The organism is [Borrelia] finlandensis (assembly GCF_000181875.2).
Classification (GTDB): domain Bacteria; phylum Spirochaetota; class Spirochaetia; order Borreliales; family Borreliaceae; genus Borreliella; species Borreliella finlandensis.
Genome location: NC_012234.1, coordinates 37,900 through 63,892, shown reverse-complemented (window position 1 = coordinate 63,892; position 25,993 = coordinate 37,900). Strand labels below are relative to the sequence as shown.

General features: G+C 28.2%; 24 protein-coding genes and 12 pseudogenes. 7 read left to right on the top strand and 29 right to left on the bottom strand.

Features of this window, described 5'->3' with window-relative positions:
• Positions 1 to 15 precede the first annotated feature (15 nt).
• The 6 genes and pseudogenes from BSV1_RS06330 to BSV1_RS06305 all read right to left on the bottom strand — a co-directional run bounded on the left by BSV1_RS06330 (position 16) and on the right by BSV1_RS06305 (position 5,395).
• Positions 16 to 1,338 (bottom strand): annotated as a pseudogene (locus tag BSV1_RS06330) (DUF244 domain-containing protein).
• A 487-nt stretch (positions 1,339 to 1,825) separates the two neighbouring features.
• Complete coding sequence (gene bdr / locus BSV1_RS06325; RefSeq protein ID WP_012672353.1) at positions 1,826 to 2,398, bottom strand: Bdr family repetitive protein; 573 nt, start codon at positions 2,396 to 2,398, stop codon at positions 1,826 to 1,828.
• A 12-nt stretch (positions 2,399 to 2,410) separates the two neighbouring features.
• A complete protein-coding gene (locus tag BSV1_RS06320; protein WP_012672324.1) occupies positions 2,411 to 2,938 on the bottom strand; it encodes a chromosome replication/partitioning protein in 528 nt (175 codons plus the stop codon).
• A gap of 73 nt (positions 2,939 to 3,011) precedes the next feature.
• Positions 3,012 to 3,770: a ParA family protein gene (locus tag BSV1_RS06315; protein WP_012672284.1), complete on the bottom strand. Its 759-nt coding sequence runs from the start codon at positions 3,768 to 3,770 to the stop codon at positions 3,012 to 3,014.
• Entirely contained in the window at positions 3,746 to 4,300 is a 555-nt protein-coding gene (locus tag BSV1_RS06310; RefSeq protein WP_012672349.1) for a DUF226 domain-containing protein, read from the bottom strand. The genes BSV1_RS06315 and BSV1_RS06310 overlap by 25 nt, the downstream gene beginning before the upstream one ends.
• Before the next feature lie 9 nt (positions 4,301 to 4,309).
• Positions 4,310 to 5,395 carry a plasmid maintenance protein gene (locus BSV1_RS06305; RefSeq protein WP_012672389.1) on the bottom strand — a complete coding sequence of 362 codons (1,086 nt, stop codon included), beginning with the start codon at positions 5,393 to 5,395 and terminating at the stop codon, positions 4,310 to 4,312.
• Positions 5,396 to 5,768: 373 nt separating this feature from the next.
• Here BSV1_RS06305 and BSV1_RS06300 point away from each other — a divergent pair, with 373 nt between their 5' ends.
• Positions 5,769 to 6,761, top strand: a complete 993-nt coding sequence (locus tag BSV1_RS06300) for an ERF family protein (protein WP_012672293.1) — start codon at positions 5,769 to 5,771, stop codon at positions 6,759 to 6,761.
• On the opposite strand, the gene BSV1_RS06295 is transcribed toward BSV1_RS06300, so the two are convergent.
• A complete protein-coding gene (locus BSV1_RS06295) occupies positions 6,748 to 7,176 on the bottom strand; it encodes an Mlp family lipoprotein (protein WP_012672355.1) in 429 nt (142 codons plus the stop codon). The genes BSV1_RS06300 and BSV1_RS06295 overlap by 14 nt on opposite strands.
• Before the next feature lie 171 nt (positions 7,177 to 7,347).
• On the opposite strand from BSV1_RS06295, the gene revA reads away from it, so the two are divergent.
• The gene (gene revA, locus BSV1_RS06290; protein WP_039949813.1) at positions 7,348 to 7,818 is read left to right on the top strand and encodes a fibronectin-binding protein RevA; all 471 of its coding nucleotides are present in this window, start codon (positions 7,348 to 7,350) and stop codon (positions 7,816 to 7,818) included.
• Between the two features lie 137 nt (positions 7,819 to 7,955).
• Here the strand turns inward: revA and BSV1_RS06285 are convergent, their stop codons facing one another.
• The 21 genes and pseudogenes from BSV1_RS06285 to BSV1_RS06185 all read right to left on the bottom strand — a co-directional run bounded on the left by BSV1_RS06285 (position 7,956) and on the right by BSV1_RS06185 (position 20,307).
• Positions 7,956 to 8,306 (bottom strand): BBA14 family lipoprotein, encoded by a 351-nt coding sequence (locus BSV1_RS06285; protein ID WP_039949811.1) that lies wholly within the window; start codon positions 8,304 to 8,306, stop codon positions 7,956 to 7,958.
• Between the two features lie 3 nt (positions 8,307 to 8,309).
• Complete coding sequence (locus tag BSV1_RS06280) at positions 8,310 to 8,645, bottom strand: BlyB family putative holin accessory protein (RefSeq protein ID WP_012672362.1); 336 nt, start codon at positions 8,643 to 8,645, stop codon at positions 8,310 to 8,312.
• On the bottom strand, positions 8,635 to 8,973 hold the full coding sequence (locus tag BSV1_RS06275) for a BlyB family putative holin accessory protein (protein WP_012672289.1): 339 nt from the start codon (positions 8,971 to 8,973) through the stop codon (positions 8,635 to 8,637). The genes BSV1_RS06280 and BSV1_RS06275 overlap by 11 nt, the downstream gene beginning before the upstream one ends.
• Before the next feature lie 3 nt (positions 8,974 to 8,976).
• Positions 8,977 to 9,180 carry a holin BlyA gene (gene blyA / locus BSV1_RS06270; protein ID WP_002658481.1) on the bottom strand — a complete coding sequence of 68 codons (204 nt, stop codon included), beginning with the start codon at positions 9,178 to 9,180 and terminating at the stop codon, positions 8,977 to 8,979.
• 83 nt (positions 9,181 to 9,263) lie between these two features.
• A pseudogene (locus tag BSV1_RS06265) lies at positions 9,264 to 10,070 on the bottom strand (DUF685 domain-containing protein).
• Positions 10,071 to 10,079: 9 nt separating this feature from the next.
• A pseudogene (locus tag BSV1_RS06260) lies at positions 10,080 to 10,685 on the bottom strand (DUF735 family protein).
• 9 nt (positions 10,686 to 10,694) lie between these two features.
• Positions 10,695 to 11,569, bottom strand: a pseudogene (locus BSV1_RS06255) (DUF276 domain-containing protein).
• Positions 11,566 to 11,897 (bottom strand): annotated as a pseudogene (locus BSV1_RS06250) (DUF2634 domain-containing protein). Before BSV1_RS06250 ends, BSV1_RS06255 begins: the two co-directional pseudogenes overlap by 4 nt.
• Before the next feature lie 29 nt (positions 11,898 to 11,926).
• The gene (locus BSV1_RS06245) at positions 11,927 to 12,481 is read right to left on the bottom strand and encodes a DUF777 family protein (RefSeq protein ID WP_012672306.1); all 555 of its coding nucleotides are present in this window, start codon (positions 12,479 to 12,481) and stop codon (positions 11,927 to 11,929) included.
• A gap of 13 nt (positions 12,482 to 12,494) precedes the next feature.
• Entirely contained in the window at positions 12,495 to 13,445 is a 951-nt protein-coding gene (locus tag BSV1_RS06240) for a DUF693 family protein (RefSeq protein ID WP_012672329.1), read from the bottom strand.
• 3 nt (positions 13,446 to 13,448) lie between these two features.
• A pseudogene (locus BSV1_RS06235) lies at positions 13,449 to 14,057 on the bottom strand (DUF792 family protein).
• A 35-nt stretch (positions 14,058 to 14,092) separates the two neighbouring features.
• A pseudogene (locus BSV1_RS06230) lies at positions 14,093 to 15,379 on the bottom strand (DUF759 family protein).
• A 7-nt stretch (positions 15,380 to 15,386) separates the two neighbouring features.
• Positions 15,387 to 15,623, bottom strand: coding sequence for a DUF1322 family protein (locus BSV1_RS06225; RefSeq protein WP_012672310.1), 237 nt, complete (start codon positions 15,621 to 15,623; stop codon positions 15,387 to 15,389).
• A pseudogene (locus BSV1_RS06220) lies at positions 15,620 to 16,075 on the bottom strand (DUF1473 family protein). The gene BSV1_RS06225 and the pseudogene BSV1_RS06220 overlap by 4 nt, the downstream one beginning before the upstream one ends.
• Before the next feature lie 15 nt (positions 16,076 to 16,090).
• Positions 16,091 to 16,519, bottom strand: a pseudogene (locus BSV1_RS07365) (DUF1463 family protein).
• A 14-nt stretch (positions 16,520 to 16,533) separates the two neighbouring features.
• A pseudogene (locus BSV1_RS06210) lies at positions 16,534 to 17,593 on the bottom strand (DUF787 family protein).
• Positions 17,574 to 18,144 (bottom strand): annotated as a pseudogene (locus BSV1_RS06205) (DUF764 family protein). Before BSV1_RS06205 ends, BSV1_RS06210 begins: the two co-directional pseudogenes overlap by 20 nt.
• Positions 18,141 to 18,530, bottom strand: coding sequence for a hypothetical protein (locus BSV1_RS06200; protein ID WP_012672321.1), 390 nt, complete (start codon positions 18,528 to 18,530; stop codon positions 18,141 to 18,143). The pseudogene BSV1_RS06205 and the gene BSV1_RS06200 overlap by 4 nt, the downstream one beginning before the upstream one ends.
• Positions 18,518 to 18,901: a DUF1506 family protein gene (locus tag BSV1_RS06195; protein WP_012672317.1), complete on the bottom strand. Its 384-nt coding sequence runs from the start codon at positions 18,899 to 18,901 to the stop codon at positions 18,518 to 18,520. Before BSV1_RS06195 ends, BSV1_RS06200 begins: the two co-directional genes overlap by 13 nt.
• On the bottom strand, positions 18,901 to 19,353 hold the full coding sequence (locus BSV1_RS06190) for a DUF3890 domain-containing protein (RefSeq protein ID WP_012672330.1): 453 nt from the start codon (positions 19,351 to 19,353) through the stop codon (positions 18,901 to 18,903). The genes BSV1_RS06195 and BSV1_RS06190 overlap by 1 nt, the downstream gene beginning before the upstream one ends.
• Before the next feature lie 18 nt (positions 19,354 to 19,371).
• Positions 19,372 to 20,307: pseudogene (locus tag BSV1_RS06185) on the bottom strand (hypothetical protein).
• Between the two features lie 248 nt (positions 20,308 to 20,555).
• On the opposite strand from BSV1_RS06185, the gene BSV1_RS06180 reads away from it, so the two are divergent.
• Positions 20,556 to 21,464 carry a complement regulator-acquiring protein gene (locus tag BSV1_RS06180; protein ID WP_012672334.1) on the top strand — a complete coding sequence of 303 codons (909 nt, stop codon included), beginning with the start codon at positions 20,556 to 20,558 and terminating at the stop codon, positions 21,462 to 21,464.
• 225 nt (positions 21,465 to 21,689) lie between these two features.
• On the opposite strand, the gene BSV1_RS06175 is transcribed toward BSV1_RS06180, so the two are convergent.
• On the bottom strand, positions 21,690 to 21,896 hold the full coding sequence (locus BSV1_RS06175) for an Lp6.6 family lipoprotein (protein ID WP_012672288.1): 207 nt from the start codon (positions 21,894 to 21,896) through the stop codon (positions 21,690 to 21,692).
• Between the two features lie 246 nt (positions 21,897 to 22,142).
• Here BSV1_RS06175 and BSV1_RS06170 point away from each other — a divergent pair, with 246 nt between their 5' ends.
• The 4 genes from BSV1_RS06170 (at position 22,143) to BSV1_RS06150 (ending at position 25,977) form a co-directional block, all read left to right on the top strand.
• Positions 22,143 to 22,766 (top strand): hypothetical protein, encoded by a 624-nt coding sequence (locus BSV1_RS06170; protein WP_012672344.1) that lies wholly within the window; start codon positions 22,143 to 22,145, stop codon positions 22,764 to 22,766.
• Between the two features lie 355 nt (positions 22,767 to 23,121).
• A complete protein-coding gene (locus BSV1_RS06165; RefSeq protein ID WP_012672370.1) occupies positions 23,122 to 23,925 on the top strand; it encodes a hypothetical protein in 804 nt (267 codons plus the stop codon).
• A gap of 99 nt (positions 23,926 to 24,024) precedes the next feature.
• Entirely contained in the window at positions 24,025 to 24,264 is a 240-nt protein-coding gene (locus BSV1_RS06160) for a hypothetical protein (RefSeq protein WP_012672343.1), read from the top strand.
• A gap of 468 nt (positions 24,265 to 24,732) precedes the next feature.
• Positions 24,733 to 25,977: a hypothetical protein gene (locus BSV1_RS06150; protein WP_012672339.1), complete on the top strand. Its 1,245-nt coding sequence runs from the start codon at positions 24,733 to 24,735 to the stop codon at positions 25,975 to 25,977.
• Positions 25,978 to 25,993 lie beyond the last annotated feature (16 nt).

Below are 25,993 nucleotides of genomic sequence, written 5' to 3'. Positions count from 1 at the left end.
TTTTAGTGCTCCCATTCACATGGGGACACTGACATTATTTGCAAATGCTATATTGCTTGGGAAAAGCAATGTTTCACTTGTTGGCAATAAACCACTTAATCTATCTGATATTGCCCTTTTCTTAGAGTCAAAAGTGAACACAAATTCTCTAAACCTATAATTTAACTGCTCAATTAGTGGATATATATTCGTAATATTGTAGGTTTTCATTTTGATTATATCTTTAAGATACTTTTCTCTTTTTTTGTGTTCGTTTTGCATTTTGTTTAATTCTTTTTTTGCGCTATCAACCTCCATTAGATCATATGCAAGATTTTCAGCAACTTGCCTATCTGTAATTTCAAGCTCTACACAATCAACATATTCTACAAATTCTCTTGCCCAATCAAACTCAACTCCATTTCTATAAAATTCACTTCTTTCTACTAAATCTTCAACTAGTTTTATCACCTCATTATTATCATTATTTAATGTTTGTAGGTTGATATTATTATTTTTAAATATTTGAGTTCTTATGTTAAAAGCTTCCGTCTCGCATTTGTGAACATATTCAAGCACTTTTACTATTAAGTCATCATTTCTATTAATCTTACAGTTAACTGGTGCTGCATCGATTAAAAAGAATAAATTACAATACTCAAGTCCAGTACATGCTAGTTGCATTTGCGCCTACACATAATATTTGAAAAAATATTTGCTGCTTAAAAAATTGCCATTTTTATTGTACTCAGTAATAGCACTGCTCATATAATTAGAATCACTGCTTTTAATTTCTAAAAGCTCTGCGGTGCCGTTACTATTTATAAACAAACCATCAATTGTTGATCCAACAAACATTTCTGATTTACCAGTTTTCTTGAAATAATTATACTTATCAACACCGTTGGCATATTTGTTCTTATACAAAATATCAATATTATCACCATGTGCTTTAACAAATTCTCTAAATCCTAAATTCTCTAATTCTTTGCCCTTGAGCATATACAAATTCTCTTCAAAAGGTAGGCTCATCCCAAAATATTTAAGCACTCTATTAATCATCAAGTCTTTAAGTCCCGCACCTCCAATCAAAACATTGCCTACTTCACTAGCTCCGTATTTATCAAGCTTGTTTCTTTGTACACTAAAATCAATATTTCGATTAAATCTAAAACACTCTTGACTACTTATTCCTGGTAATTTTTTGCCTATTTTACTTAATTTACTTTTTTCTTTAATGGGAGAAGATTTTTCCTCAAATATTTCACAACCAGTAAAGCTTTGTTGATTAATACTTATCATTTTGAGCTCTCCTTGAATATTTTCTTGTGGATTATTTTTGTTTGATATGTTGTCCATTTTTTACTCCTTTATAGGTATTTATAAAAATAAATATATAGCAAAAACTATTTTTGCCAACTTCTCTGCAAAAATTTTTATAAAAAAATAGTTGGGCTTATTTAAATTCTCTTGTTAAAGAACTTAGCTAAACCCAACTTAATTAGATTTTTTTGATAGCAATATATTTTTTAGTTATACATATGTATATGTATAACTAAAACTATTTTTACCAACTTTTTACAGAAATTATTATAATTAATAAAAGCTTTATTAAATTCTCTTGCATAAGAACTTAATAAAGTCTGGGGTTTAACCAAATTCACTTATTAAAATTATTTTTAAAAGCTTTTCAACAATTGAGTATAGTCTAATTTAGAATTAAAATCAATTTGCATTTGTTAAAATAAAAGAACCTATTTAAATTCTCTCTCTTGTTAAAAAATTCAAATAAGTTTTACTTTTAAGCTATATACTAACTTAATATTTTATAAAATTTGAATAATTCTCAATTGAAAAAATACTTATTGAATATAGAATAAATAATTGGGGCAAGCGTTATTCCTGCTATTAGCATTACTTGTATTGTTCTATTACTTGCATTAAGTTCATTTTTTAGACTAGATATATCTTTTTGTAAATTCTTCTCTACACTATCTATCTTGGTATTTACGCTATCTATTTTAGCATTAAGTTCATTTTTTACACTATCTATTTTAATATTCAAACTAGATATATCTTTTTGCAAAGCTTTTTCTACATTATCTATTTTAACATTTAAACTATCTATTTTGGCATTTAAGCCCTTTTCTACATTATCTATTTTGGCATTTAAATTCTTCTCTACAAAATCTATTTTTAGATTTATATTTTTTTCTACAGCGTCTATCTTTATATCTAAATTAGATATATCTTTTCGTAAATTTTTTTCTACATCGATTATTTTCTCTTTTAAAAATTCAAAGTTATAATTATCATTATGAAGAAAAACAAAATCTATTGCCTCTTCACTAAACCCTATGTTTAAAAACTCATTTTTTATACTTTCTATGTTATATGTTCTGTACGCCAAATTAGTCATAAAATACCTTTACTATCCTTTTAATTGCTTATATCTTCTTAAAAATTTATTAATCAAGTCTCTTTGACTTTCAAAAAGTTCATCTAATAAAAATCCTGTAAATTTAGCATTGCTTTTGTAAAAATCATAACTTTCTTTGCTTTTAAGTTGAAATCTTAAGGGTTTTATTGGATTTTGTCTTGATTTCTTAAATGATGAACTTTCTTTGTCTCTTATTGATAATAAAGACATAGTAAGTCCATTTTCTATGATATATGTCTCTTCTAAAAGCCCTTCTTCCATAGCATTTGCTATTCTAATGTAGTCATACACTTGAGTTCTTGCTATTCTATAATTTTTTGCAAAAGAATTAAAACTTGTATATCCATCTAATTTATAATATTCATTATCTTTTATCTCTTTTAGAATTTTAATAACTTCTATTTTATGAAAAATTTCTTTTTTAAAATTATTTACTAATTTATTTTTTAATTTTTCATAATATTCTAATTGTTCGTTATCCTTTTCTTCTAAATTTCTTTTGTTTATTTTTACCAACATAATATCACCTCAAATAAAAAGTTTTTGTCATTAATAAGCTATCCTGATTTAGGACAAACTAAATTAACTCATTTTATACCTTATCCATCATTTTTAAATAATCCAAAAATTTATTAATAGCATTTTTATATTCATGCATATAATCCTTTTCTAAGGAAAATCTAGAATTGCTAGCTATATTCTTATTTAAGTCTTCTCTTTCAGATATAACACCTAAAAAATCCCCCCTATTCTTTAATAAATTTAAAAATTCCTTATGTGTATTATTCTTTTTAAATCTTGTTATAAGCAAAAATAGTGGGGTTTTTAATCCCAATTTATTTAAAAAATAATCAAATAGATCTAAACACTCAACTGCCCATTTTTCAGCTATTATTGGAACAATAATATAATCGCTACTAAACATTGCATTTTTAAATGCAATATCATAACTAGGCGCTGTATCCAATATTATATATTTATAATCACTGCTAAAACAGCTTAAATTTGATTTTAATAGCAAGTCTTTAAATTCTATTTCGATTTCATTAAGCATATGTAAACTTAAATAACTTGGTAATAAATCTAAATTGTCTTCAATATTTACAATTGCTTTTTCAATATCTAAATCATTGGCCAAAACTTCATATATATTGTTAAATTTTAAATTTATATTATCTTCTTGTATTTTGTCTTGATAGTAACTGGTGACTGATGCTTGAGTATCCATATCTATTAACAATACTTTATTTTTTTTTGACAACAAAAATGACAATGCTAAGCAAGTTGTGCTTTTACCAACACCGCCCTTAATTGACGCTATTGTTATTATTTTAGGTTTTTTAGTATCCATTTTATTAGCGGCCCTTTCTCTGAATATTTTTTTCCATAAAACCCATATACTTGTTTTTCTAATCTTGAAAAGATATCAAATACTGCTTTGTTATAATGATTATTTATCTCTTCTTTTTTTAATAAGCGATATAGTCCTTTAAAGTAACAAAAAACACTGCCGGTTTTAAATCTAAATTCTATATAATATTCTCTTGCAATTGTGTATGATTTTTTAATTCCGTTTATTTGGTACTTTACAAAGGGTTTTTTAATTGGTTTTCTGTAACCATAAAAAATGCCAATAAACTTATCTCCTTCTTTAACTGGATATAAAAAAATCTCTTTAACTTTTAACTGGTTAAATAAGCCCCTTAATGACAAACGAAACACATTTTTTTTATCGTGAACTCCAAATTTGTAAACATCCATCATCATTTTTGTATGGTATATTGTTTTATCATTTTTTTTTTCAATCTTAATAAAACGTTCTTTATTGTTACATATAATTAATGATTTTTCTGTTTCTATAGATTTGGGTGTACTTTCCATATTTAATCCTTATATAACTTCTTTTAACATTAAAGAATTGTTCTCATTTTTTATTATTTCTAATAATTCGTGATAATATGTACCAAATACTTTATTGTATTCTATTTTCTTTTGGTTATTCAAATACTCTTTTATAATGGGCTTTAAAAATTCAATATTTCTATCTTTTTTTAGTTGTTCAATAAGAATATTGAAAATGTTTGCCTTTAAATTTTGATAATTTTGTTGAAGATTTTCTTTCTTTCTTTTAATGGATTTTTCTAACTTACGTTTTATATAACTTAAATCGCTATATTTATGATTTTCAATAATAAAATGGGGCTTAAATTTGTAATTTTCGTATACTTTTTGTAAATTTATTTTTAATTGTTCCGAATTATATCCATTTTGTTCGAATTCTTTCTGCGTGTTATTTAGAATGTTCTTCAATTTGTTTTGTTTTTCTTTAAAGCAAGATTTTTTTATACTAAATCGTTTTATTAGAACAATTTCATTTTGTTTTAAGATTTTCATTGCCTTAATCATCATATCTTTATCAGTATTTAAATCCAAAATAGAAAGAGCTTTTTCAGTTTTAAAGTCGCATTTATTGAAGTAATTTTTTAGTTGATATTTTTCTACTTCTTTCGTCTTTCTTTCTTCTTTTATATTATTTTTATTACTTAAACACTCCACTGAATTTACACTACCATTTATAGAAATATTGTTTTTAAAATGGGTATTAACTCTAGATTTAAATCTAGAGTTTTTTCGCTCTTGAAAGTACTTGTTGATTTTCTGGTAACATTCTTTTTTAGGATACTTTAGTTTATAGTAAATTTCAGTTCCACAATTTACACCCATGTGTTGGTAGTAGTTGGTTGTAACTTTTAGCACTTTTTCTAATTTGTAAAGATAATTTTGCATTGTTCTCAGTGTAGTGAGAGCTAGACCATTTCTTTTTAGATTTTCATTAAAATAATAAAGTATGTTTTGTTGTGTGTATTTCTTATCTTTTCTGTTTAGGTAATTTAGTGTTGAAATAAGAACAATTAATTTGTATTGGTGTTTGTTGCGACAAGCTAGACTTTTTGTATTATTTGCAAAATCTTTCATATGTGTACTCCTTTATAGGTAATCATAATTAACATTATAATGCAAAATTTTGATTTAAAAGTAAATACTTTTCTAAAAAAATATTAAATTTTAATTATTAATTTTGTTAAATTAATAAGAAATTTGTTATTTTGTAAAAATACAAATTGATTTTAATTCTAAATTGAACTATACTACAAACAGTGTAGAAAAAGATCTTTCTGTTTTTTCTGCCTTTATAGGAATTTTAAATGAAGTGGGGGGCTTAGATAGATTCTTTTGCTAAAGAACTTATCTAAGCTCCACTTTTTTGTAAAAATTTTTTGTAAATAAGTTTGCAAAAATAGTTTTTGCTATATATTTATTTTTATAAATACCTATAAAGGAGTAAAAAATGGACAACATATCAAACAAAAATAATCCACAAGAAAATATTCAAGCAAAAATAAGCTTCAGAAAAGATATAAAAACCCTAAAAATAAATTTACCAGGGATTGACAAAAGCCTTAAAGGATATGGATATAAATATCAGAATTTCAATGAAATAGTAGAAGAAATTGAAAACGTTATTGATAAGCACAATTTGGAGCTTGATTTTGAGCAATATCCAATATCTAAATTTGTAGATGGTCAAAAAGAGCATGTTATTAGGACCACATTTTACAGTACAAGCACTGGATATGAATTTTCTTTTGATACACCAATGCTTACAGAAAACTTACAGTGGAACAATGAAAGCGGGTCTAAAAATGTTGTGAATACAGTACCACAACTAGTTGGATCAGCTATTACTTATTTCAAAAGGTATGCTTTAGTTGCATGTCTTCATATAAAAAGTGAAGTGGATACTGATGCAGCACCTATTTACAATAATTATGAAAACGTAAATTCTATGTCTAACAAGCAAGTTAGTGTTAATCAAAAACAAGAACAAAAAAAGGACATAAATCAAGAAAAAAATCAACTAAACAGCTTTAATAAAAACTTAAAATCTGGCAAGGCTTATTGCTATAAAATTTTTAGAGACGCACTGTTTAATATAAAAAATTGGGTAAATGAGGGTGAAGAAAAAAAGAATATAAATGCTCTTATTCGGGCATTATGTACTGATAATGATGATGCTTTAGAGGATCTTTTTGAAAAGAATGTTAAGCTTAAGAGTATAGAATATTGGGTAAATATTTTAAGAGAATATTTCAATAAAACTAATAGATTTGATGATCTAAATAAGCTTAAAGTATTTATGTCTGATAATCGAGACGTTTATAAAACAAAAGTATTAAAATTCTTTTGCATGTTAAAAAAAGAAAGACAATTTAATTATATATTTGCAGTGAGCAATATTAAAGCCCCCTATTTGGGGGCCGAAATTACTATTGGCAGGTAGTAGTTGCTTGACTTGCAAAATTATCTATACTTTCCCCGTTAAAAAATCCTTGAACCACAGCTTTAAAAGTGGTTTTCTGTTGATCACCATCCTGTTTCCCTGTACATTTATCAAGTTGAGTTTTTATGTGATCAAGCGCCGATTTTATTTTATCATCATCATTTTCTAAGAATTTATCAAATTCTCCAGCACCAGTTAAAGCGGTTTTTAACCAGTCAAGATGTGTTTTTTGATCATCAGATAGCCTTTCTCTAAGCAGGTCTTCTTTAGATTTTGGTTTTTCTTGTTGTACTTCTTCTTTTTGGGTTAAATCACGTTTTTGTCTACTTTTTGTTTGGCTAGTATTAGTACTATTAGAATTACAGCCGTTTAGTATTAGTAAAAATAAACAAAATAATATGTTGATAATTTTCATTTTTATTCCTTTTTCTTATTTCTAGTACAATATGTTGAGTAAAAATAAAATTTATTCTTGTAATTATAGATCCTATTTTTAAAAATTTTTAAAGATTTTAATTGAGAGATTTATATTTTTCGAATGTTGTGCTAGATTTTACCTCATTATTATTGAATATAGGAGTAACTAATAAAAAATAAAAACATATTTAAATTATTTTTTGTATTAATGTTATTTATAATGGCTTGTAAAGCATATGTAGAGGAAAAGAAACAAATAGATTCATTGATTACAGATGTTTCAGCGCTTAATAATAAGATTGATCATGAGAAATTTAATTATTATAAACAAGAAATAAATAAATTAAAAGAAAGTTTAAAGGATGTAGGTAATGCAGAGCTTAAAGAAAAACTATTGGCTTTAGAAAGTCTCTTCCAAGATAAATTAGCAGCTTTAAAAGCAGCTAAACAAAAAATTGAGGGGACTACAGATGCTGACAATAGTACTGCAAAAAACAAGATATGGGCAGAATCAAAGTTGGTTGGAGTAACTATAAAGTTCAGCGAAAGCAATACTACTGGCAAAGGGCAAGAAATGTCTAAAGAAGCTGTAGAACAGATAGATGAAATAATAAAATTTCTCGAAGAAGGTACTAATTAATTAGTAAATATTAGTGTTGAAAATGTTAAAATCTAGATATTAAATCTGCATTAATCTAATATCTAGATTTTTCTTTTGTTGCAAAAGCCGATTTGATCATAAAGTAGAATTTCTTGCAAGAAAAATCTTTTTGTAATTTACATTTTTAACTGGGAATATTTATTATAGACTTTTTCCACTATTGGTTTTGTTTTTTTAATGTACTCTAAATATATGTTGATATTATGTTTTACTGCATTTATAGAGTGTTCGTCTTTTAGTGTTGATAAGTCTGGATAAGGATATTCTGGATAATTTGGATCATTAACTTTAACCTTTGTTTTAGCTAAAAATGTTACTAGGTACATAACATGCTCTGAAAGTTGTGTTTCATATTTAGCTAAAGATTTTAGTGTTTGAATAATTGGAGGTTTTGGCTCTTCTGGTAGGTTGGCAATAGTGGTGCAACATAGTAGCAAAGCAATTAGTAGACAATGCAATCTTTTAATCTTTTAAGCATTTTCACCTCTTTTAAGTATTTTGATATATTCTTTCATAATTTTGTTACGTGTTGCTTTAAGTGAAGTGATAATTTTTTTATTTTTGTCAGTAGAGATAGCCTCTATTATCTCAATATTGTATTTTAAAATGTCTTGTATTTCTTCAAATATTTTAGTTGACTCAGCTGTTTCCATAGATTTTAGTGTCCTTATATATGTTTTGTAGAAAAAATATATTACTTTACTAAAAGTATTAATGTAATTATGATCTATGTTTGTATCAGTTTTAGCTATGTTAGTTAAGCTGGATAGTAAATTAAGTCCTAAACCAATAGTGTTATTTTGCATTATTTATTCTTTCCTTATAGATAGGCTTTCCTTCCTGATTGAATTTCAGATCATTAGATATTTTGAGATTTTTTTCATCAGAATTAACTAAGTCAATGCATTGATTGATTTTTTCATTTAATGGAGCGAGTGCCGCATTTATTGCTGGAGTCAATGCACTTTCCATATTTGCTGTATAGATTAATTTATAATGAGAATACAGCTCATAAACCAAAAAGAATCCTTTATGTGCAACTTCATCAAATTCATCTTCAAATTTAGAAAATATATCAATAAGGGTTGATAAAGACGTAAGTCCAAGCTCAACATTATCTTTGGATAATTTCATAAGTTAATCTCTTTTTTTAATGTGATTTTTGCCATTACCATTGCCATTCTTAAAAATCTTACCTATTACAATAGTCAATATGTCTTTTAATAAAGGCTTGAGAAGAATTAACACTCCTAAAACCAATACTGTTACAAAAATCATTACGGCTATAAGTTTAATTTCGTTTAAATTGATAAGAAGTTCTGTTAATTTAATAGTATCCATTTTTTAATCCTTTATTTTAATTTTTTATTTGCATATGCATTATATATCAAAACCTTAATTTTTGCTAAAAAAGTTTACAGCTTTTAAAACTGTGGGATGGGGCTCCCTGACGAGTAGGCTCTTTTTTGAATATACCAGCCTTTATACATGGGAAATCTACTACATAGTCCTTGGGGAGCGTCTGATTGCTCATAAGCCATACTTATTTCACTTTCATCGGAATATCTTAGATAAAGTACTTTAATCTATGTATCCCTATAGTGTTCTACGTCAAGCTTAATATCAAGGTAAATGGGATCATTATCATTATATTTATAAAAAATAAGAGTTGCATTATTAGTGTGCTCCAACTTAATAGTTATTGATTTGTTTTTGTAGTCAGACGAATAAAGCGTTGGTCCGTATGCAAAATTTCTTCCATGTGAAAAATCTGATGGTACTCCAAGCAGTTGTTTTGGAACGGGTGTTTTTTGAATACTTGAAGAAGACATTATCAAAAGATCATCATTTCTAGATAGAGTGACTGATGATATGCTATTTGTAAGGCGCGATTTGATTTTACTAAAAAGGTTAGAAATATTAGTAGAATCGTTGTTAATTAATTTGTCCGTTATTTTAGCATAAATTTTTTCTACAAAATCTTTATCAGCTGCAAGTTCTTCGGTAATTGTAGATTTAATTATCTGCTTAAAATAGTCCAATCCTTATCCTTTAAATATTTTGTCTTTAGAAGTATCTAAAAAGTTTTTAAAGGTGATAGCATTGCTGCTTGCAGCTCCATCATCAAGCAGTAAAAGATCAGTATTGTTAACGGTCGTAACCTTATTTAAATCTTTTATTTGAAACGTTTCTTCTTCATCAATCAGTAATTTTTCTTGATCATCAGCCATAAAACCCCCTTAGTTGTTGAAAGTAATAATATTGTTACCATCTGTATTATTAATTTTGAGAACTCTACCAATAGGAATAATTCTCTTAATAAAAGCACAAATTGAATAATCATAGCCCTTAGGAAGTGAGTTGAATGCTAAAGCCTTTTTAGATGCAGCGTATCCCGGTTTCTTTTCTCTAAAAATTATCTTTTTTAGTCGTTTTCCTTTTTTAGTGCTAGGCGAAATAAATGTAGTAAAGTTTGTTTTTATTACCCCTTTTAAAGAGATATCAATAACCCCAGCTTCAGGAGTAGTAACTTCAATGTCCACATTTAAAAAGGTCTTGTAAATCAGTCTAAATGACTCATCAGTGCCAATATGACGTAAAGCAAAAATAACACTATTAATATTGCTTGTAATACTTTGTAAAGTTTGAGTTTTTGCATAAAAGATAGATAAAACTTGAGATATTTATATTGCAATATATCTTGATTTTATATTTTCTATTACATTAATGGATATGAAGTTGGAATTAAGGGACTTAAGTTCATTAAGCAATGCTTGTGCATATTCTGTTTCTGTACGTATAAATTTATGAATTTCGGTGTTTTTGAAAAGATTGGGTATTTTCATATTTGTTAACTATACAATATCAATAAGCAATCTATCTGTAGTATTGAAAAGTAGCATTGTGTCACCATTAATGGCAATATCTTGATTTTTTTAAAATCGCTATCACCAATTTTTGTAATACTCTCAGTGTCTGTATCTTTAATACAAGTGCTTATTTCCATAAACTTAATTCCTTTAACTTCATTAACTGGAGCAAAAAAGTTTTGATATTCAAAGCTAATTCCCATATCAGAATAGTTATTTGAAATAATCCTAGAATAAATGTCCCTAATTTGAGAGTCTGTGTTTAAGTAGAGATAGTTTTTAAGGTAAAGTTTACACTTTACTTTCATGTAAACATATTTTCTTTTCCCTAGTGATATTTTATAGGATTTGCGTTGTCCAGTTGAATTGAGACCATCAATTTCTGTGTCTCCCTCAAGTAAAGTACCACTAGGAGTTGTTAAATATAATGTTTTCCAAAGTTTTGCTTTAAATTCAGGACTATTAATATTAGATTTACTAGTGTCTAGTAAAGTTTCCTTTAGAATTAGATATTTGTTGGCTTTACCAGCTGCACTTTTAATATTAGTGTACTCAACCCCATCAAGATTAAGTAAAGCCGTGCGAACCGCACTGTAAGTTGTGCTTTTAGAAGAAATGTGTTCTTCAATAGCAGCCCAATAAGTGCCACCCGGTTTCATTTTAGAAAAAAAGAGATTAAGCTCATTAATTATTTCTTCTTCAATTAATGCTAAAGAAGACGCAATAATGTTATAAATTGAGCTTTGATTATCATCAATATTAATCCCATAATTTACACGCAAATATTCTCTTTTTGTTCTTACAATATCCTTAATTGTACGTTTTAAAATGCCAAAATCAGAATCAAAAACGATGCTCATAAATTAAACTCCATATTCAAAACATCGCCTGAGAAAAAAAGGATATATGTGCTTTGTTGTCTTGTATAGTAGTTGAAATATTTATTAAATCTAAGTTAAGCTCTTTGGATATTTCATGAAAATAATTTTTTACAGCGTGAAGATTGTTAATTTTTAACAGTTTTAAAAGCAAGAAATAGTCCAGTCCCCAATGAGGAGCATAGCTTAAACTACCCCTTAAGGTTTTTAAAAATATCAAAAATCTTTGTTTTTGTTCTTCAATTCCATCAACAAGTGATAAATCGTTATTAAATACCAATTCAAAATCATTGCCTAATCTTAAATCCATACTATTAATTATACCATAATTAGCAAAAATTACTTGAACAAGCTGTTAATATCAGAATTAATTTTAGTGGTTGCTATTTTTAGACTGACTGGTTTAATTACTGGGCCTTCTTTTATGGTTACGACTTTTATACTTTCAATAGCACTTACAATGCTCTCCAGAATTGATTTTAAGGTCGTTACTTCATTAGCTATTTTAATTTTATTGTTTGCTTTAATTTTAACAGTATCAGAGATTAGATTTAAAGTCTTTGGGCTAATTGCACTAAGTATATAAAAATGATGTTTGTCGAAGTGAATATCGTCATTTTTATCAAAAATATTAACACTTGATTGAAGTAGTAATACGGTATCACCTTTTGATAGTTCTAAACTGATATTAGAGATATTTTTTGTGTGAATTTCTAAATCTTCAAATTCGGGGATTGTAACAATAGCTTCTTGAGTTTGTTGTTTAAACTCCTTTACAGTGCCAATTTTAATTATAAAAATGTTTGAATAAATCCAATTTTTAACGTCCTCTTGTGTTAATGTATTTCCATAAAGGCGTTGATTCATTCTGTAAATTGCATAGTCAATATCCATTCTAACTCCTTTACTACACAGGCATCGGTGCAAAATTAGAGGCGTCATATAACTTAAGTGTTAATGAACAATCCCCTGTGTTACTAAGTCTTTCGCTTGTTTCTAATATAATGTTTTTGACAACTTTTCCCAACCCATCCCTGAAAGAAACTTTATCACCAACTCTTAGCTTATGTGTGAAAAATATTTGAGCGTTCCAATATATACGCCTTATCTTGAATTCAGGGTCGATATCACTTTCTTGTTGTGGTATAAATTCAAGGCCATAATCTTCTAATGCCTTGTAGTAAATATTTTTCCCTACTTGTTTGTAATTAGTAAATATAAAATTGCATTCAATTTCAAAATTGTGATAGCCAACATCAGTTATTACGTTATCAACGTAGTTTCCTTCTTTTATTTTCTCAATAAACTCTTTTGGTGTTGCGGCATAAAAATTTTTGTTAATGATTTTAAGACGATCTTTTTCGTCCATATTAAGGATATTTCGATTGGGGAATACAGATTCTATTGCTTCTTGCACTGTCTTGCCCTTAAAGTTTTTGTTCTCTAATTTTCGATTAAAGAAATTGCTTTTAGTTAATAGACGAACCTCAAGCTCTACACTAAAATCTCCACCAGGATAATCAGTACTCATGGGGGGCTTTAAAGTGCCTGCCATTATGAAATCAAAATTTTTTTTATAAGCAAATTTCTTATAGCGTATTTTTACTATATCTCCTTCTTTAATGTCTTCGGTGAAGTCTAGGGGTAAGTTCCAAAGTACAATTTTTGCTTGTTTGGAACTTATAGTATTTAATTTTGATGAAAGCCTATTAGATATAGAAATATCAACATGAATTCCATCTTGTGTATTTATTGTAATTTTAGGAATTTTTTTTGGAAAAGGAGTTCCATCAATTGATTTTTTTGATGTATCTACATTGTAAAATTCAATTTTAAAATCATATTGTAGTAGCAACATTTTTTATCCTTTATATGGTTCTAATGCAAATGTTTTCACTATTTCCATTGATAGACTAACTTCAACTTCATCAATGAAAGGAGTGTCTTTAAACAAAAGACTCGTAATTACAGCTAATTCTTTAAGGCCAAAAGTCGGGCTATATATACTAAATGGAACTTGAGCTTGTATTCTATTGGCTAGTTATTCTTTTACAAGATAAGCGTCAAAACGTAGCAGAGTGTTGCCAAAAACAGTCATTTTGAGTAGAGAAAGCATATCCTTATATAACGATGTTAGTATTTCACCGGTTAATGATATATGTTCACCAGTCATTACTGGATTGTAGCTGACATATTCCGCTTTTCTATCATAATAATTGATAATTGGTCTTTTAGAACAACTAGTATTGTAAGTGCGTGTTATGAGTTCGTTTTTTGGTTTTATAAAAAACAATTGAGGAACATATCCAAAACCTTTTAAATCCATTCTTGGAAATAACACTAAAAAGCTATCTGCACCAAAAAGAGCAAATATTTGGGTTGTTACATCTCTTACTATATGAGTAATCTCCATGATTTTTTTCTTAGTTTCAATATCATTATTGTTAGTAATTTTTTTGTTAATTTTTATAAGAATTCCCTTTTTATCTAATTTTCTCAATCATTTTATTTAAACCAACTTGCTATTTCTGCTATTTTTTTCGCAAACCAGCTATTTTCAATCATTGCCCATAAATCTCTAAATGGCTGAATTATAGGATTTATAATAGCTGAAACCATGTTGCTTATAATTCCAGTAATGCCTCCTTCTTTATAGGTTTTCATAATGTCTTTAACCCATTCAATTATTTCTGAAGCGCCTTCAAGCACTAGCTGCATACCCGCAGCAGTTGCATTCATAAGGGATTGTTCAAGGCTGATCATATTGCTATCAATTTTTTCCTTCTCTCCGGCAAATTCAGTAAGATTAAAAGAATGAAAATCCGCAGCCATTTTTTGCAATTCAGTAAGTCTAAATCCAAAATCTTTGTATATAACGGCTTTTTGAAAGTTATCCTTAGCCGTTTGTGTATATTTCCAGCCGACTTTTGTGCCTACCATAATCTTATAAAGCATGTCTTCATTTCCTCTAAGATAATCATCAATAGCCGCTGCAGCCTCTTCCATGCTAGCCTGACCGCTAGATACAAGCTCGGCCATAAAATTTCCTATATTTTTTAAATTAGTTCCATTTAACTTGTTCATTTCTGTTAGAGTGCCCTTGACTAGAGTAAAATGACGCAAAAATTCTTCTTTTTCTAAGTCACGCTCAAATCCTTTTTTCCCATGAAAAATACCCTTAATATTTTATTTTTCATCTCCCATAAGTATTTTTCGTTGTGCTGTTGTATAAAATGCGGTATTGAGTTTTTGAGCTTTTTCTTTTTTAGAAACTTCTACAACTGATTTTTTAATAAATCCTGTAACAAACCCAATAATCTCGCCTCCAACTTTACTTACAGCATTGCCGATGACATTTCTAAGAGCACTACCTATTGCAATTTTGGCAACAAGGCCTTTTCCTTGAGAGGCTGCTAACATTTTACTTTTTGCTTTTGATTCTTTTGCAAGTTCTTTATATTCAAGACGTCTTTTGTCTCTATCAGACATTAAAGATCTTTTGAAAGCCTCTTTTCTGGCTTTCTAAAAACCCATGCCCTGTTTCATAAGCTTTTTAGTTTGTGTAAGTCTATATTTCTCAACACGCTCTCTTAAGCTTTTAAATTTAGATTGTTTGCTAAGTTCTTTTTTCTTGTCCGACAAATTATTTTTTACAATATCTTTAGTGCTACCCAAACTAGATTTTTTGGGTTTAAGATATTTTTCCATTTTGGAAATATCTTGTTCGATAGCCTTTTTTGTTGCAGCATGATCAAGAATACCTTTAAATTTAATGGTAAATTTGTCGCTCACTAAGCCCTCACTTGCTTAAAATTAACTCATACAATTCTTTTTCTAATTTAATATCAGCAAGCCTATTGACCTCTAAAAGTTCGTCATAAGGCAATTTCTTTACCGAGTCGTATGAGCAAATATTCATAATTACTGGAAAATAGTATTTGTCGTTTTTTATCTCGTCAAGCAAGTTAAAATACTTTTTTCTAGTCTCATTAAGACTTGCAATAGCTTTATCAATATCTTTATTTCTCTTGCTCATTTAGCAACCAACTCATTGGAATTTGATGTAATTGATGAAAGCGAAGTGGCTACTTTTTCATATTCAAAATTTTCATTGATATGGTCAAAAGTAACAAAGTCACCAACATTATTTTTATACTCACTCAAATATACTAAAGTGGGTTTTTTGAGATCATTGTCTAAATGAAAAGTATTAAATTGTGCAGTGTAAATTATTGCAACAAGATAGTCTTTATAATAAGAAACAAATTCTCTATTTTAATCTAAAATCACATAGAATTCGTCTAAAAATTTTGGACTTATCATTAAGCTTGTGATTTCTCTTAAGTATTTAACCTCATTAAGCTTTAAAACAGCGTCACTTTGATTAAATCCGAGAACTTTATCCCATTCATAGATTGGAAGTACTCTCAGTGGATATTCATAAGTTTTATTTTTAGTTAAAATTTTCATTTTATATCTCATTATCATAATAAGACTCTCCTTTTAAGTGTTGTTTGGTTTAGTTTTTTGGCAATTAATAGCCCTAATTTCAAAAGATACTTTTTCGGTCTCAGCAGACTAACTTCTTGAAGGCTCTTCAGTAAAAATTGCATAGTTAGAAATAATTTTGGTAGCAATTCTAGCATTGAATGCTAAATCAAGCATTTTATCCTCTTTTCTCACATACATGTTGTAAAACTGTTCATCAGAAAGTTCACTTAACAAAATGTAGTCATGACTACCTAATGTCACTTCAATGTTGAAAACATAAGTTATCGTTTTGGGATCTCTTAAGCTTATTACAGACATACCTTTATCTTCACTACTAATCACTACTCTTGTTGTAGGTTAGCTTGTAAGCTCTAGTTTGCCACTATGTAGCTGTGTACCGCCAATTGAAAAATAAACTTCTCTTAAATCATAAAATTGCATTTTTAGCCCCCCTTTTAAGCACTTAAGCTGTTTTGATAATCAACTATATCTTGAGTAGTAATTGCTAAAGCAACAGCATTAATGCTAAAGTTATAAGTAATATTCACACTGAGTTCTAATTTAAGTTGTGGTGTAGGAGAGAGAGCAAGACTTAAATTTTTATACTCAATAATCAGTCCTCTATCTACAAACCGTTTGAGCAGGCACTCAATTGCTGAAGTATATGCATTGTCTCTAGCACCACTAAGTTGTAGTACAGATAGTTTGCTGTTTTGTCTATTGTTTTTATTCCAAATTCTAATAAGCTCAATAATCGCTTCATTTTTTATATAGTGATATGTAAACTGTTCGTCTATTAAACTTCCAGCAAGATCAACACCCTCTTTAAAGGCAGGTACACCATCAAGCCCAGTTTCATTAAGAAGTGAATAAAAGTTAATTTTTGCAGTTCGCAACTTTCCAATTACAGTGTCGTCAACAAGCGGTGTAGCAGCCAGTGACATACCATAAGGATTTACAGAATGAAAAATACTTGCTTGATGCAAATATTGACTTATAAATTTAAGGTGTAAGTTGTCTTTATTGTTACTGTAAACAACAATATTTCTTTCTTTTTCAGCATTGCCTTTATCTTTAAATAGTTCTTTTATTTCTTGCTCTTTAGTTGAGAATACAAAAAAAATTGAAGGTGTTTTAAACTTATCATAATCATCTTTCATTACTTTGTCTATGTACTTTAAGATATTTTTTTAACTCTTCGGGTTTATCCTTATAAATAAAAAGAACAACGGATTTTAATGACTCTTCGCTTAAATTGAAAAAATTTGACATTGTAGTTTTAAGCAGTGTTTTTTCTTTCCCAAACTGATCTTGTCCATTTCCATTATCTTTTTCCAAAGTTTCAATTTGTTTTTCATAGTTATTAACGGTTAAATTCAATGTTATAAAGTTAGCAGTATCTTTATTAACTTTGATTTTAGTTGTTTTGTAAACTAAAAGTGGATTATAATAATTGGGCCTACTAACCTGAATTCTAGAGTCAACCAAACTTACACTAATTGTATCTTGCGGCAATTTTGTATTCCTCCTTTAAAATTTCGATTGCTTTTACACTAGCATTGAATGCTACAGATGCGCTGTATGCATGATTGCTATATTTTGTGCCTAAATTAATCAGTCCAACTGTTTGTATATTGGATGTTGGGTAAATGTAAAAATTAATTTTACTAATATATTCGGGTTGTAGACCGGACAAACAAAGTATACTTATGAGCTTTATTGTGCAAAAAGTCACTAAGCATACTATAAAGCATTAACATACGTGAATTAGCGTCAAAGTCTTTAGCATTTAACACTATCGCAATAATATATATTTGAAAATTTATACTAAATTCCAAAGCATTTTCATAAAATGTGCCAGTTTTGCAGTTATGATCAAACAAATGTTGTGTACTATCAAATTTAAATGCTATTATATTGGGGCTGGTAGTTGTAATCTTTGAAAGATATGGGTGATTGTAGGTATTTATGATATCACACTCAAAATTATTTTCAGTTGCATAAGCCTTAAATCCTTGAAATATTTTAAGTAAATAGCTTAAGACTGTGTCTAAAGTCATAATCATTCAAGTATTACCTTATAAGTAAGTTCTGATAACATTTTGGCTGTATCAACAAGTGGAATTGATGCGGTGTTACTACCCTTTTTTAACTTGCTTTTAATTGTATTAGCATTTAAGACTGGAGCAACTTGTGATGATAGTAGATAATTTTCATAGTACCTTATAAAAGCTTGTCCAATAGCCTCCATTTCCGATTTAGGGTCAAGATTAAATTTAGAATTTATATAGCTATTATTGATATATTCTCTAAACTCAGAACTACTAGCAATTTTGGTTAAATGTTTTCTTGCTGGTAAATTGCTACTCCCTTTTTCATGCATTTTAGCAATACCTGCACGAACCCCGAACCAACCAATTTCTAATTCAATTTTAAATTCTAGTTTGTCCATACAAATTCCTTTAAAACTAATGTGAAGTATCCGATTGAAGAGTCAATGCTAAATATTTCAAAGTAAACTGAATCTGTAATTGATATTCGGTCTTTTAGTTCATAGTTAAGGTCTTGATATGTGTAAAGTTTAGAATACCCCCTAATATCAGATATATTGGAATCATAAAGCATCGCAAGTTCTTGTGGTTTTATATCAATAATAATTCCAATAAATTCAGTGTATTTATTCTTGTCAAATATTCTTTGATAAGAATCGTCATTTTCAAGTTTTACAACATTACCCTTATAAAACCTTAAGGGGCTAGGGGCCTTAAAGGCGTTAATCATGCGGAAAGACATATCTGATAGTCTTTTTCTAACACCATTCATTAGACTGCTCCCATACAAGATGGTGTTGAAGTATCTCTTTTTAATTTTTCTAAAAATGCGTCAAATTGTGAACAAAAATTTTTATTTGATCTACAGCCTTCTCCACCACCTTCTTCGCCTCCACTGCTACTAGGATAATAATCAAGCGCAAGCTCGTTGAACTTATCTTTTTTTATTCTTTCAAATTCAAATTCGCGAACAACTCCTTGTTTTCTTAATTGGCAACCTATATGATAAAAGGTTAGCAAAAATATTTGTTCATATGTAAGTGAACCCGTACCAATACCACGTGTTACTAGAATAGCTTGAAGTAAAAATAAATAAAGTAGAAAATTTTGCCTACTTAGTGCAAATTCGTCTATCCCTAGTAGTAATAACACTTCAGAATGAAGTGTTATTAAAAGTTCTTCTTCATTTTGAACTTGTGTTTGCAAGTCTTTTTGTTCGCTCATTTTATTTGCCCCAAGTGTTTAATTTTGTTTAATATTGACTTGCAAAATAGTATTTTTAGTAGCAAGTAGTCCGCCTAAAACAAAATCAATGTATGAATGAGCAATATCAGTTGAATCTTTATCCACTTATTCATTTGGTGTAGGTAGCATATACTTGCTAGGCTTAAACTTAATAAGCTCTGGGTTTAATGGGTAAATAAGTATTTGATGTTTTAGCAAGTTTTAAGTTTCAATGTAGACATCTTCTCTATTATTAATAGCCTTAATAGTTTGAATCAAAACATCCTCCCATTTTTCACAGCTACTTGCTGCACCCTGTGCTGCTGCGTATGGTTTTACGAGTTTGAGCGAAGTTGTAGGGTTAACTATTACCATCATAGGTGTAGAAAATTCGTCTCCTAGCTCTAACTTTGAAAGTCCCGCCTCAATTTTTTCAAATATTTTATCCATTTTATCCTTATTAGCACTTTGAACTTCTTCTTTTATCTGCTCAGGCATATTAAGTAGTCCATACATATTGGGAAGTAAATGTTTTTGATTTTTTCCATCTTTTTGAATTGAAACAGTGCCTGTTATTACAAAGTGATTAATAAGTTTAATAATCTCGCTACTTGCAAGCTTATAGGCTTGAGAGAAAGGAAGTAAATTGTTATTAATGTCACCAAGATATGAGTCTGAAGTGTAAAATTTTTCAGACGCCTGCTTTAAGTGCCTAAATTTGTACTGTAATTTTAAGTAATTAAGTCTTACCACTTCAGAACTAAATCCAATAGTTGAAATAGTATTAACCTCATTAGCAATCGTTGTAGGATTAGCATTTAAAAACGCATCCCACTTTACAGTTCTTTGGTAGCCCATCTGAAGATCAACATCTTCAATTTGATCAGGCGAAAACCATTTATACATTATAGGATCTTTAACTTCTCCTATAACAGAAAAGCTAAACGACCACATTGAGCAAACATATAAAGATACTATGATTTCTCTTTGCTTGAAATCCGAGCAAACATTACTTCACTTAGACACATTATTTAAATTTAATAATAATTAAAAAATAAGACCTTTTACCCAAAGAAAGCACATGCTCTCTTTTTTTTGAATTCTTCTTGTACAATAACAATTTTGAATTAAAGTTATTAATGGGGTAATTAAAATTATTAATTAATATAAATTACTTAAAATTTTTATTGAAGGATAACATTTTGAAAAATAATAAATTAATTGCAATATTTTTATTGCATGTATTAACTGTGCTAATTTTGCTTTCTTGCTCTCTGGAAGTAAAAGACAGCAATGAAAGCAAAAAGCATAAAAAAGGGAAAGGGAAAGGAAAAATAGAAAATCTGCTTGTTGCTATTAATAATTTAAAAAATCCAACAAAACCCGCAGCTGGAAAAAATAAAGCAAATTCAAAGGCTTTGAAACAAAAAAATAATCCCAACGCTAATGCCAACAATGCTCCAAAAAAAATATTAGATCCTGAAGCTGCAGAGCTAATACAAAAAATACTGGACAGATCTGAGAATATTATTCAAATAAGCAAAATGGATTCTTCCAGGGGTGAACCTAATGACCAATTTGGAATGAGAGCAGAAATATTTAGTAAAATATTTTTCAATGCAAGCTCAACAGTGCATTTTGACGACCACGAATATACAGAAGAGAGAAGAATGCTTTACACATCTTTAAATTTCAACGAAGGAAAAATTTTTGATCTTGGGCAAATTTTATCAAAACTCAGCCAAGACTCAAACTACAGAGGTTTGGTTAAAGAAACTCTTATAAACAGAGGATTTAGCATTCAATTAGCAATGGAAGAAATCAGCGCAAAAATACTAAATGTAAAAGATAAACTACAACAGCTAAACAAACCTAATTTGGAAACACTCTACAATGATTTTGAAAAACTTACACCACTTAAAGAAAAATGGCTAAAAGACACAGATGACCTTATTGATGAGTACAATACTAACCCTGACTTACAAACTGACGTTTCAAAATTAAATGACACCTTAAGATCAAAAAATTCAAGAGCTCAATTTGCAGACATTCACGATATAATTTTGGACTTAGTAAACACGACTACCAATATTCTTGCTCCAATTCAGTAATATTGGTTTTGCATTCAAAAGGGGGGAGAGAGGTTTAAAACCTCTTTCCCCTTTTTTTATATTTAATTTTAATATTAATTTAATTTTTCTAAATCAAAATAATAAATAGAAATGTTTGATATTATTGAAACTAAAAACTAAAAACTTTTTTAATAAAATTTATCAAAAAAGTTTTTTAAAATAGTTATTAGTACTGTATTTAAATTAATTTATAAGCAAGTATTATTACTTTTTCATTGACTTTGTCATAGGTTGCTTCATTGATTTGGTATTTTTGTCTGGCATTGACTTCATCATATCTTTATCTGGCATTGGAGCTGTAACTTTTGAATCTTCATCGCTAGTATTTTTCATCTCATCTGAAATTCTTGTAGTTTCGCAAGCAACAAATAATATTGCACTCAAAAATATAGCGTACATTAATTTTGTCATTGTTTATTCTCCTTCTTTAGAATTGATATTATATTAAAATATAATTTTAAAATAATCAATATCAATTGGTTTTTTATTCTAAATAAAAAAAGTATTAAATAATTTACAAACTATTGATAAAATCCGTATAAAATGATATCTTATACAAATAAATTTGGACTGAGGAATAATTAAATATTTGTATGTACATAAATTTTAATATTTTAAAAAATAATTTAAATAAATTTAATATTACAAGAGATAAATATGAGTGCAATTAAAAACAACCTAATTTACAAAAATGAACATGCAAAGCCTTTAAATCCTATTCTTTGTGCACAGTTTTACATTAGAACTTACAGCATAGATTCAAAAGCAGCAATCGAAATAAAATCAGAAGCAAAATATTTAGACCAATACGATAAAATCACACTAACAAAAGGCAAGCTAAAATCAATTAGCATACTGGCTCACAAAACCAGTATGGATAAAAAAGGTTTAAAAAACCTACTTCAATTAAAAAATCACAAAGATTTTAATCATTTTTATGAAAATAATTACATAAGATGTTGTTTAAATTTTGAAGATAGACAAAAAAAAGAACTGAATTTAATGCCCTTGTTTCATTATCACAGCTTGTTAAGCATCAACAAGGCAATTCTAAGCAAAGACAAAGACGGCAATTTGCAATTTGGAAGCTCATTTTACGTATCAACCAATCACAGCTGGAAATATTTAAACTTTGCCAAATTTCAAAAAAGCCTAAATAAAATTAAACTTATCTACTCTAATTATTCTAATAAAAAATATTACATTAAAGTAAGTCAAAGCATTTACGATGCACTAAAAATATTAACCAATGTTTCAAGACTAAAAGAATTTATCAAATAATTTTATTTATTAAAATTAACTTAAACACTTCCCACACACGTTTCAAAGAGGCTCTCAATGCGAGCCTTCTTTGTATAAATTTCAAAAATAAGTAAAATTCATATTTTAAAATGTGAGCTATACTTTAAGAATAGCTACATACTTCATCAAAGCCAGTAGACTATTTAAATCAATATAAAATAACACTACTTTTAAACTACCTCCAAAGAAGTTCTTTTGCATTAGAGAACTTCTTTTTTCAAAAATTAAGTTCTCTATTATTTTTTAAATAATTTAATCAAATTAGCTTTAAAACAACTTATTAATAATAAATATTAATTATATAATGAAAAAACCAAAAGATAAGGAGAAATAAATGAGCAAAAAAGTAATTTTAATATTACTAGAAATTTTGATCTTGTCTTGTGATTTATCTATCAATAAAGAACAAAAAACCAAAGAAAAAACATCTGAAAAACAAGAGCCTGAAAAACAGAAACAAAATGTAGCAAAAATAATCCCTACGGCATCAATTCAAACGATAGAAATAAGGGAATCAAATCAAATTCCAAAAAGCATTGAGGAATACTACAAACAAGCTTATCCGATTCAAACATTCACTCTTGATTTTAGCATCGCAAGAGAAAAGGAATTTCTAAAACCAGAAGATAAAATCTTGCCCACACAGGGGAAAGTGGTGTCTTTAAGCATATTAATAAATAAAAAATTGTTAAACTTTAAAGCCCCAGAAAATTCAAAAAGCTCAACTTTAAAAAATTTCAAAGAAATTGAAAATATTGAGAATTTCTTCCAAAGTCAAGACTTATTATTTGTCTTAAACCTTAAAGATAAAAATAACAACAACATTATTAACATCATGCTCAATCCCCCAAACGACACCCAAAAACACAAAGATTATATTTTAAAAGACCTTAAAGACACAATTAAAAAGGGCACTGGTGAGAAATACTTAAATCCTATCTATAGATTTCAAATAAAAAACAAAAAAGATTATCATTCAATAGATTACAACAAAGTGACTATTAGCGAAAAAACAATAGAATTGGACCTACTGCCTCACAAACAAGTCTTTCAAATGAATAAAAATTTCACTCAAATTTTAGACACAATAACAGACGTAAATAATCTAAAATTAGTAATTCAAAAAGAATCAGTGTAAAATTAAATCGGGCTTTAAAAATAAAATACATTTAATTGATTAATTAAATCCAATGATATATAATTACAGTTAAATTGCTTAGGTTAAAGGAATGATTAAATGGTTAAAAAAATAATATTTATTTCATTTTCAGTATTTATTGTGTCTTGCAGTGCAATTGGTCGTGGGATTTTAATAGATTCTATTCTTAACAATGTGCATAAAGAATTAGAACAAGAAAAAAAAGATGAAAAAAAGAAAAACTCACAATCAAAAGCCTCAATAGAAGAAAATGCTGACAACAACCCTGAAGAAGAAGATGATGATGATCAAAATGAAGAGAGTGAGCAGAGCAATTAAATCATTTTCATATTTTAAAAGCATTTTATTAGCTAATAGTTAAAATCTTAAGCCTACATTTAAATATATTAATATATTCAAAGGAACATCGATTTTCATCCGATGTTCTCCTTTATTGATAAATCTGAAAAATTCTAAGTATGCTGTACACTTAGTACAAAGCAAATCCTTTGTATCAATATAAAAAAGAAGACTGGAGCTTAGAGTTTTAGAAAAATTTAGAAAATTTAAAAACAGCACCACTACTTCAACACCAAATTACAAATGGGCCAAAGGCAACGCATTATAAATTGTTAAATTTTAATTTTTTAAAAACAGTAAGAATAAAAATTTAAAAAAAATAATACAAAATCTATGATACCCCCTTAAATCCCCTTAAAGGGGATTTTTATATTTAAAAATAAAATCAAAATGCAAAAATTGTGGTATAATGTTTCTCAATATTCTTTTTTAAAGGAGTGCGAGGCTTTGAACGGCAAGCTTAGAAAAGCTTTAAAAATTGCAATATTTACAACATTGCTGCTAGTTATTAGCTGTAATGCAAACATGGATACAAACGATAAAAACAAAGCCTTAAACGAATATAAATTAAAAAATATTTCAGAAGTCATTAAAAACAGCTTGCAGCTTGAATCAGACCCTAAATTTAAAAAAGAACCTGAATCAAACATAAATCAAAGCACACCCCCTATTTTGGAAATTGAAAAAATCGAACCTGGAAAACAAGAGATGTCCTTAAAATCCGAATTTGGCAGCGAAAGCTTAATACCACTAGAAGAACTGGAAGAAGCAAATATGGCAAAATCAGAAGAAGAAATTGCAAAAATACAAGAAAAATTATTGTTAATCGGAGCTAATGACGAGATCACAGATCAAGAATTGGGCGAAAATATGCAAAAATTTTTAAATCCAACTACAGTAGAATTTAAAATCTCAACAACCACCAACGAAACAATACTTACCACAATTGAAGAAGAAGAAATTAATAACAACAAAGACAAAATTTTTGACCACAAAGAAGAAAATGTCACTTTAGGAAATAACTCTTTAGAAAATGCAACTTTAAACAAAAACACAATAACCTTAGCACAAAACCAAAAATACACCACTCACTTAAAAAGTAACGACAAACTCATAACAAAAGAATACTCAAAGCAAGTTAGAGACTCTCTAGATAAAGCGCTAAATGCAATAAAAAATTTAGAAACATCTAAAGAATTTAGAGAGCTTGAAAATTTACCAAAGGATCAAGAAAACTCTCTAAGCGCAACAAAAGACTCAACTGAGAGCAACATTAATAATATTAATACCGAGAACATAGAAATAATAAAAAACAGATTGCTCGAAGAGCTAAACAAAAGTGAGCTTATTTTTGAAGAGACTAAAGATCCCCTAGGAACAAGCACAATAAAAAAGGTCATAGATGCTGCTCAAAAATGGCAGGAAAAAGAAAATTCAAGTCAAATAGACTGGGACTTGGGCTTTAAGTTTCACCCAAACCCAAAATTTTACAACAAATTGACAGCTCAAGAATATAAAGTTTTGGCTGAAAAATTTACTAAAGTTAAAAATGAATACAAAAACACAAAAGAACAACTAAAAGCTGAGTCCAAATTAACAACCAACAGCATCAGCAAAATAATTAACGCAACAAAAGAATTTGCAAACCAGGTGATAAACTTAATCTTATTGGTAGAAAAAAATTATCAATAAATCTTTGGCAAAGCTA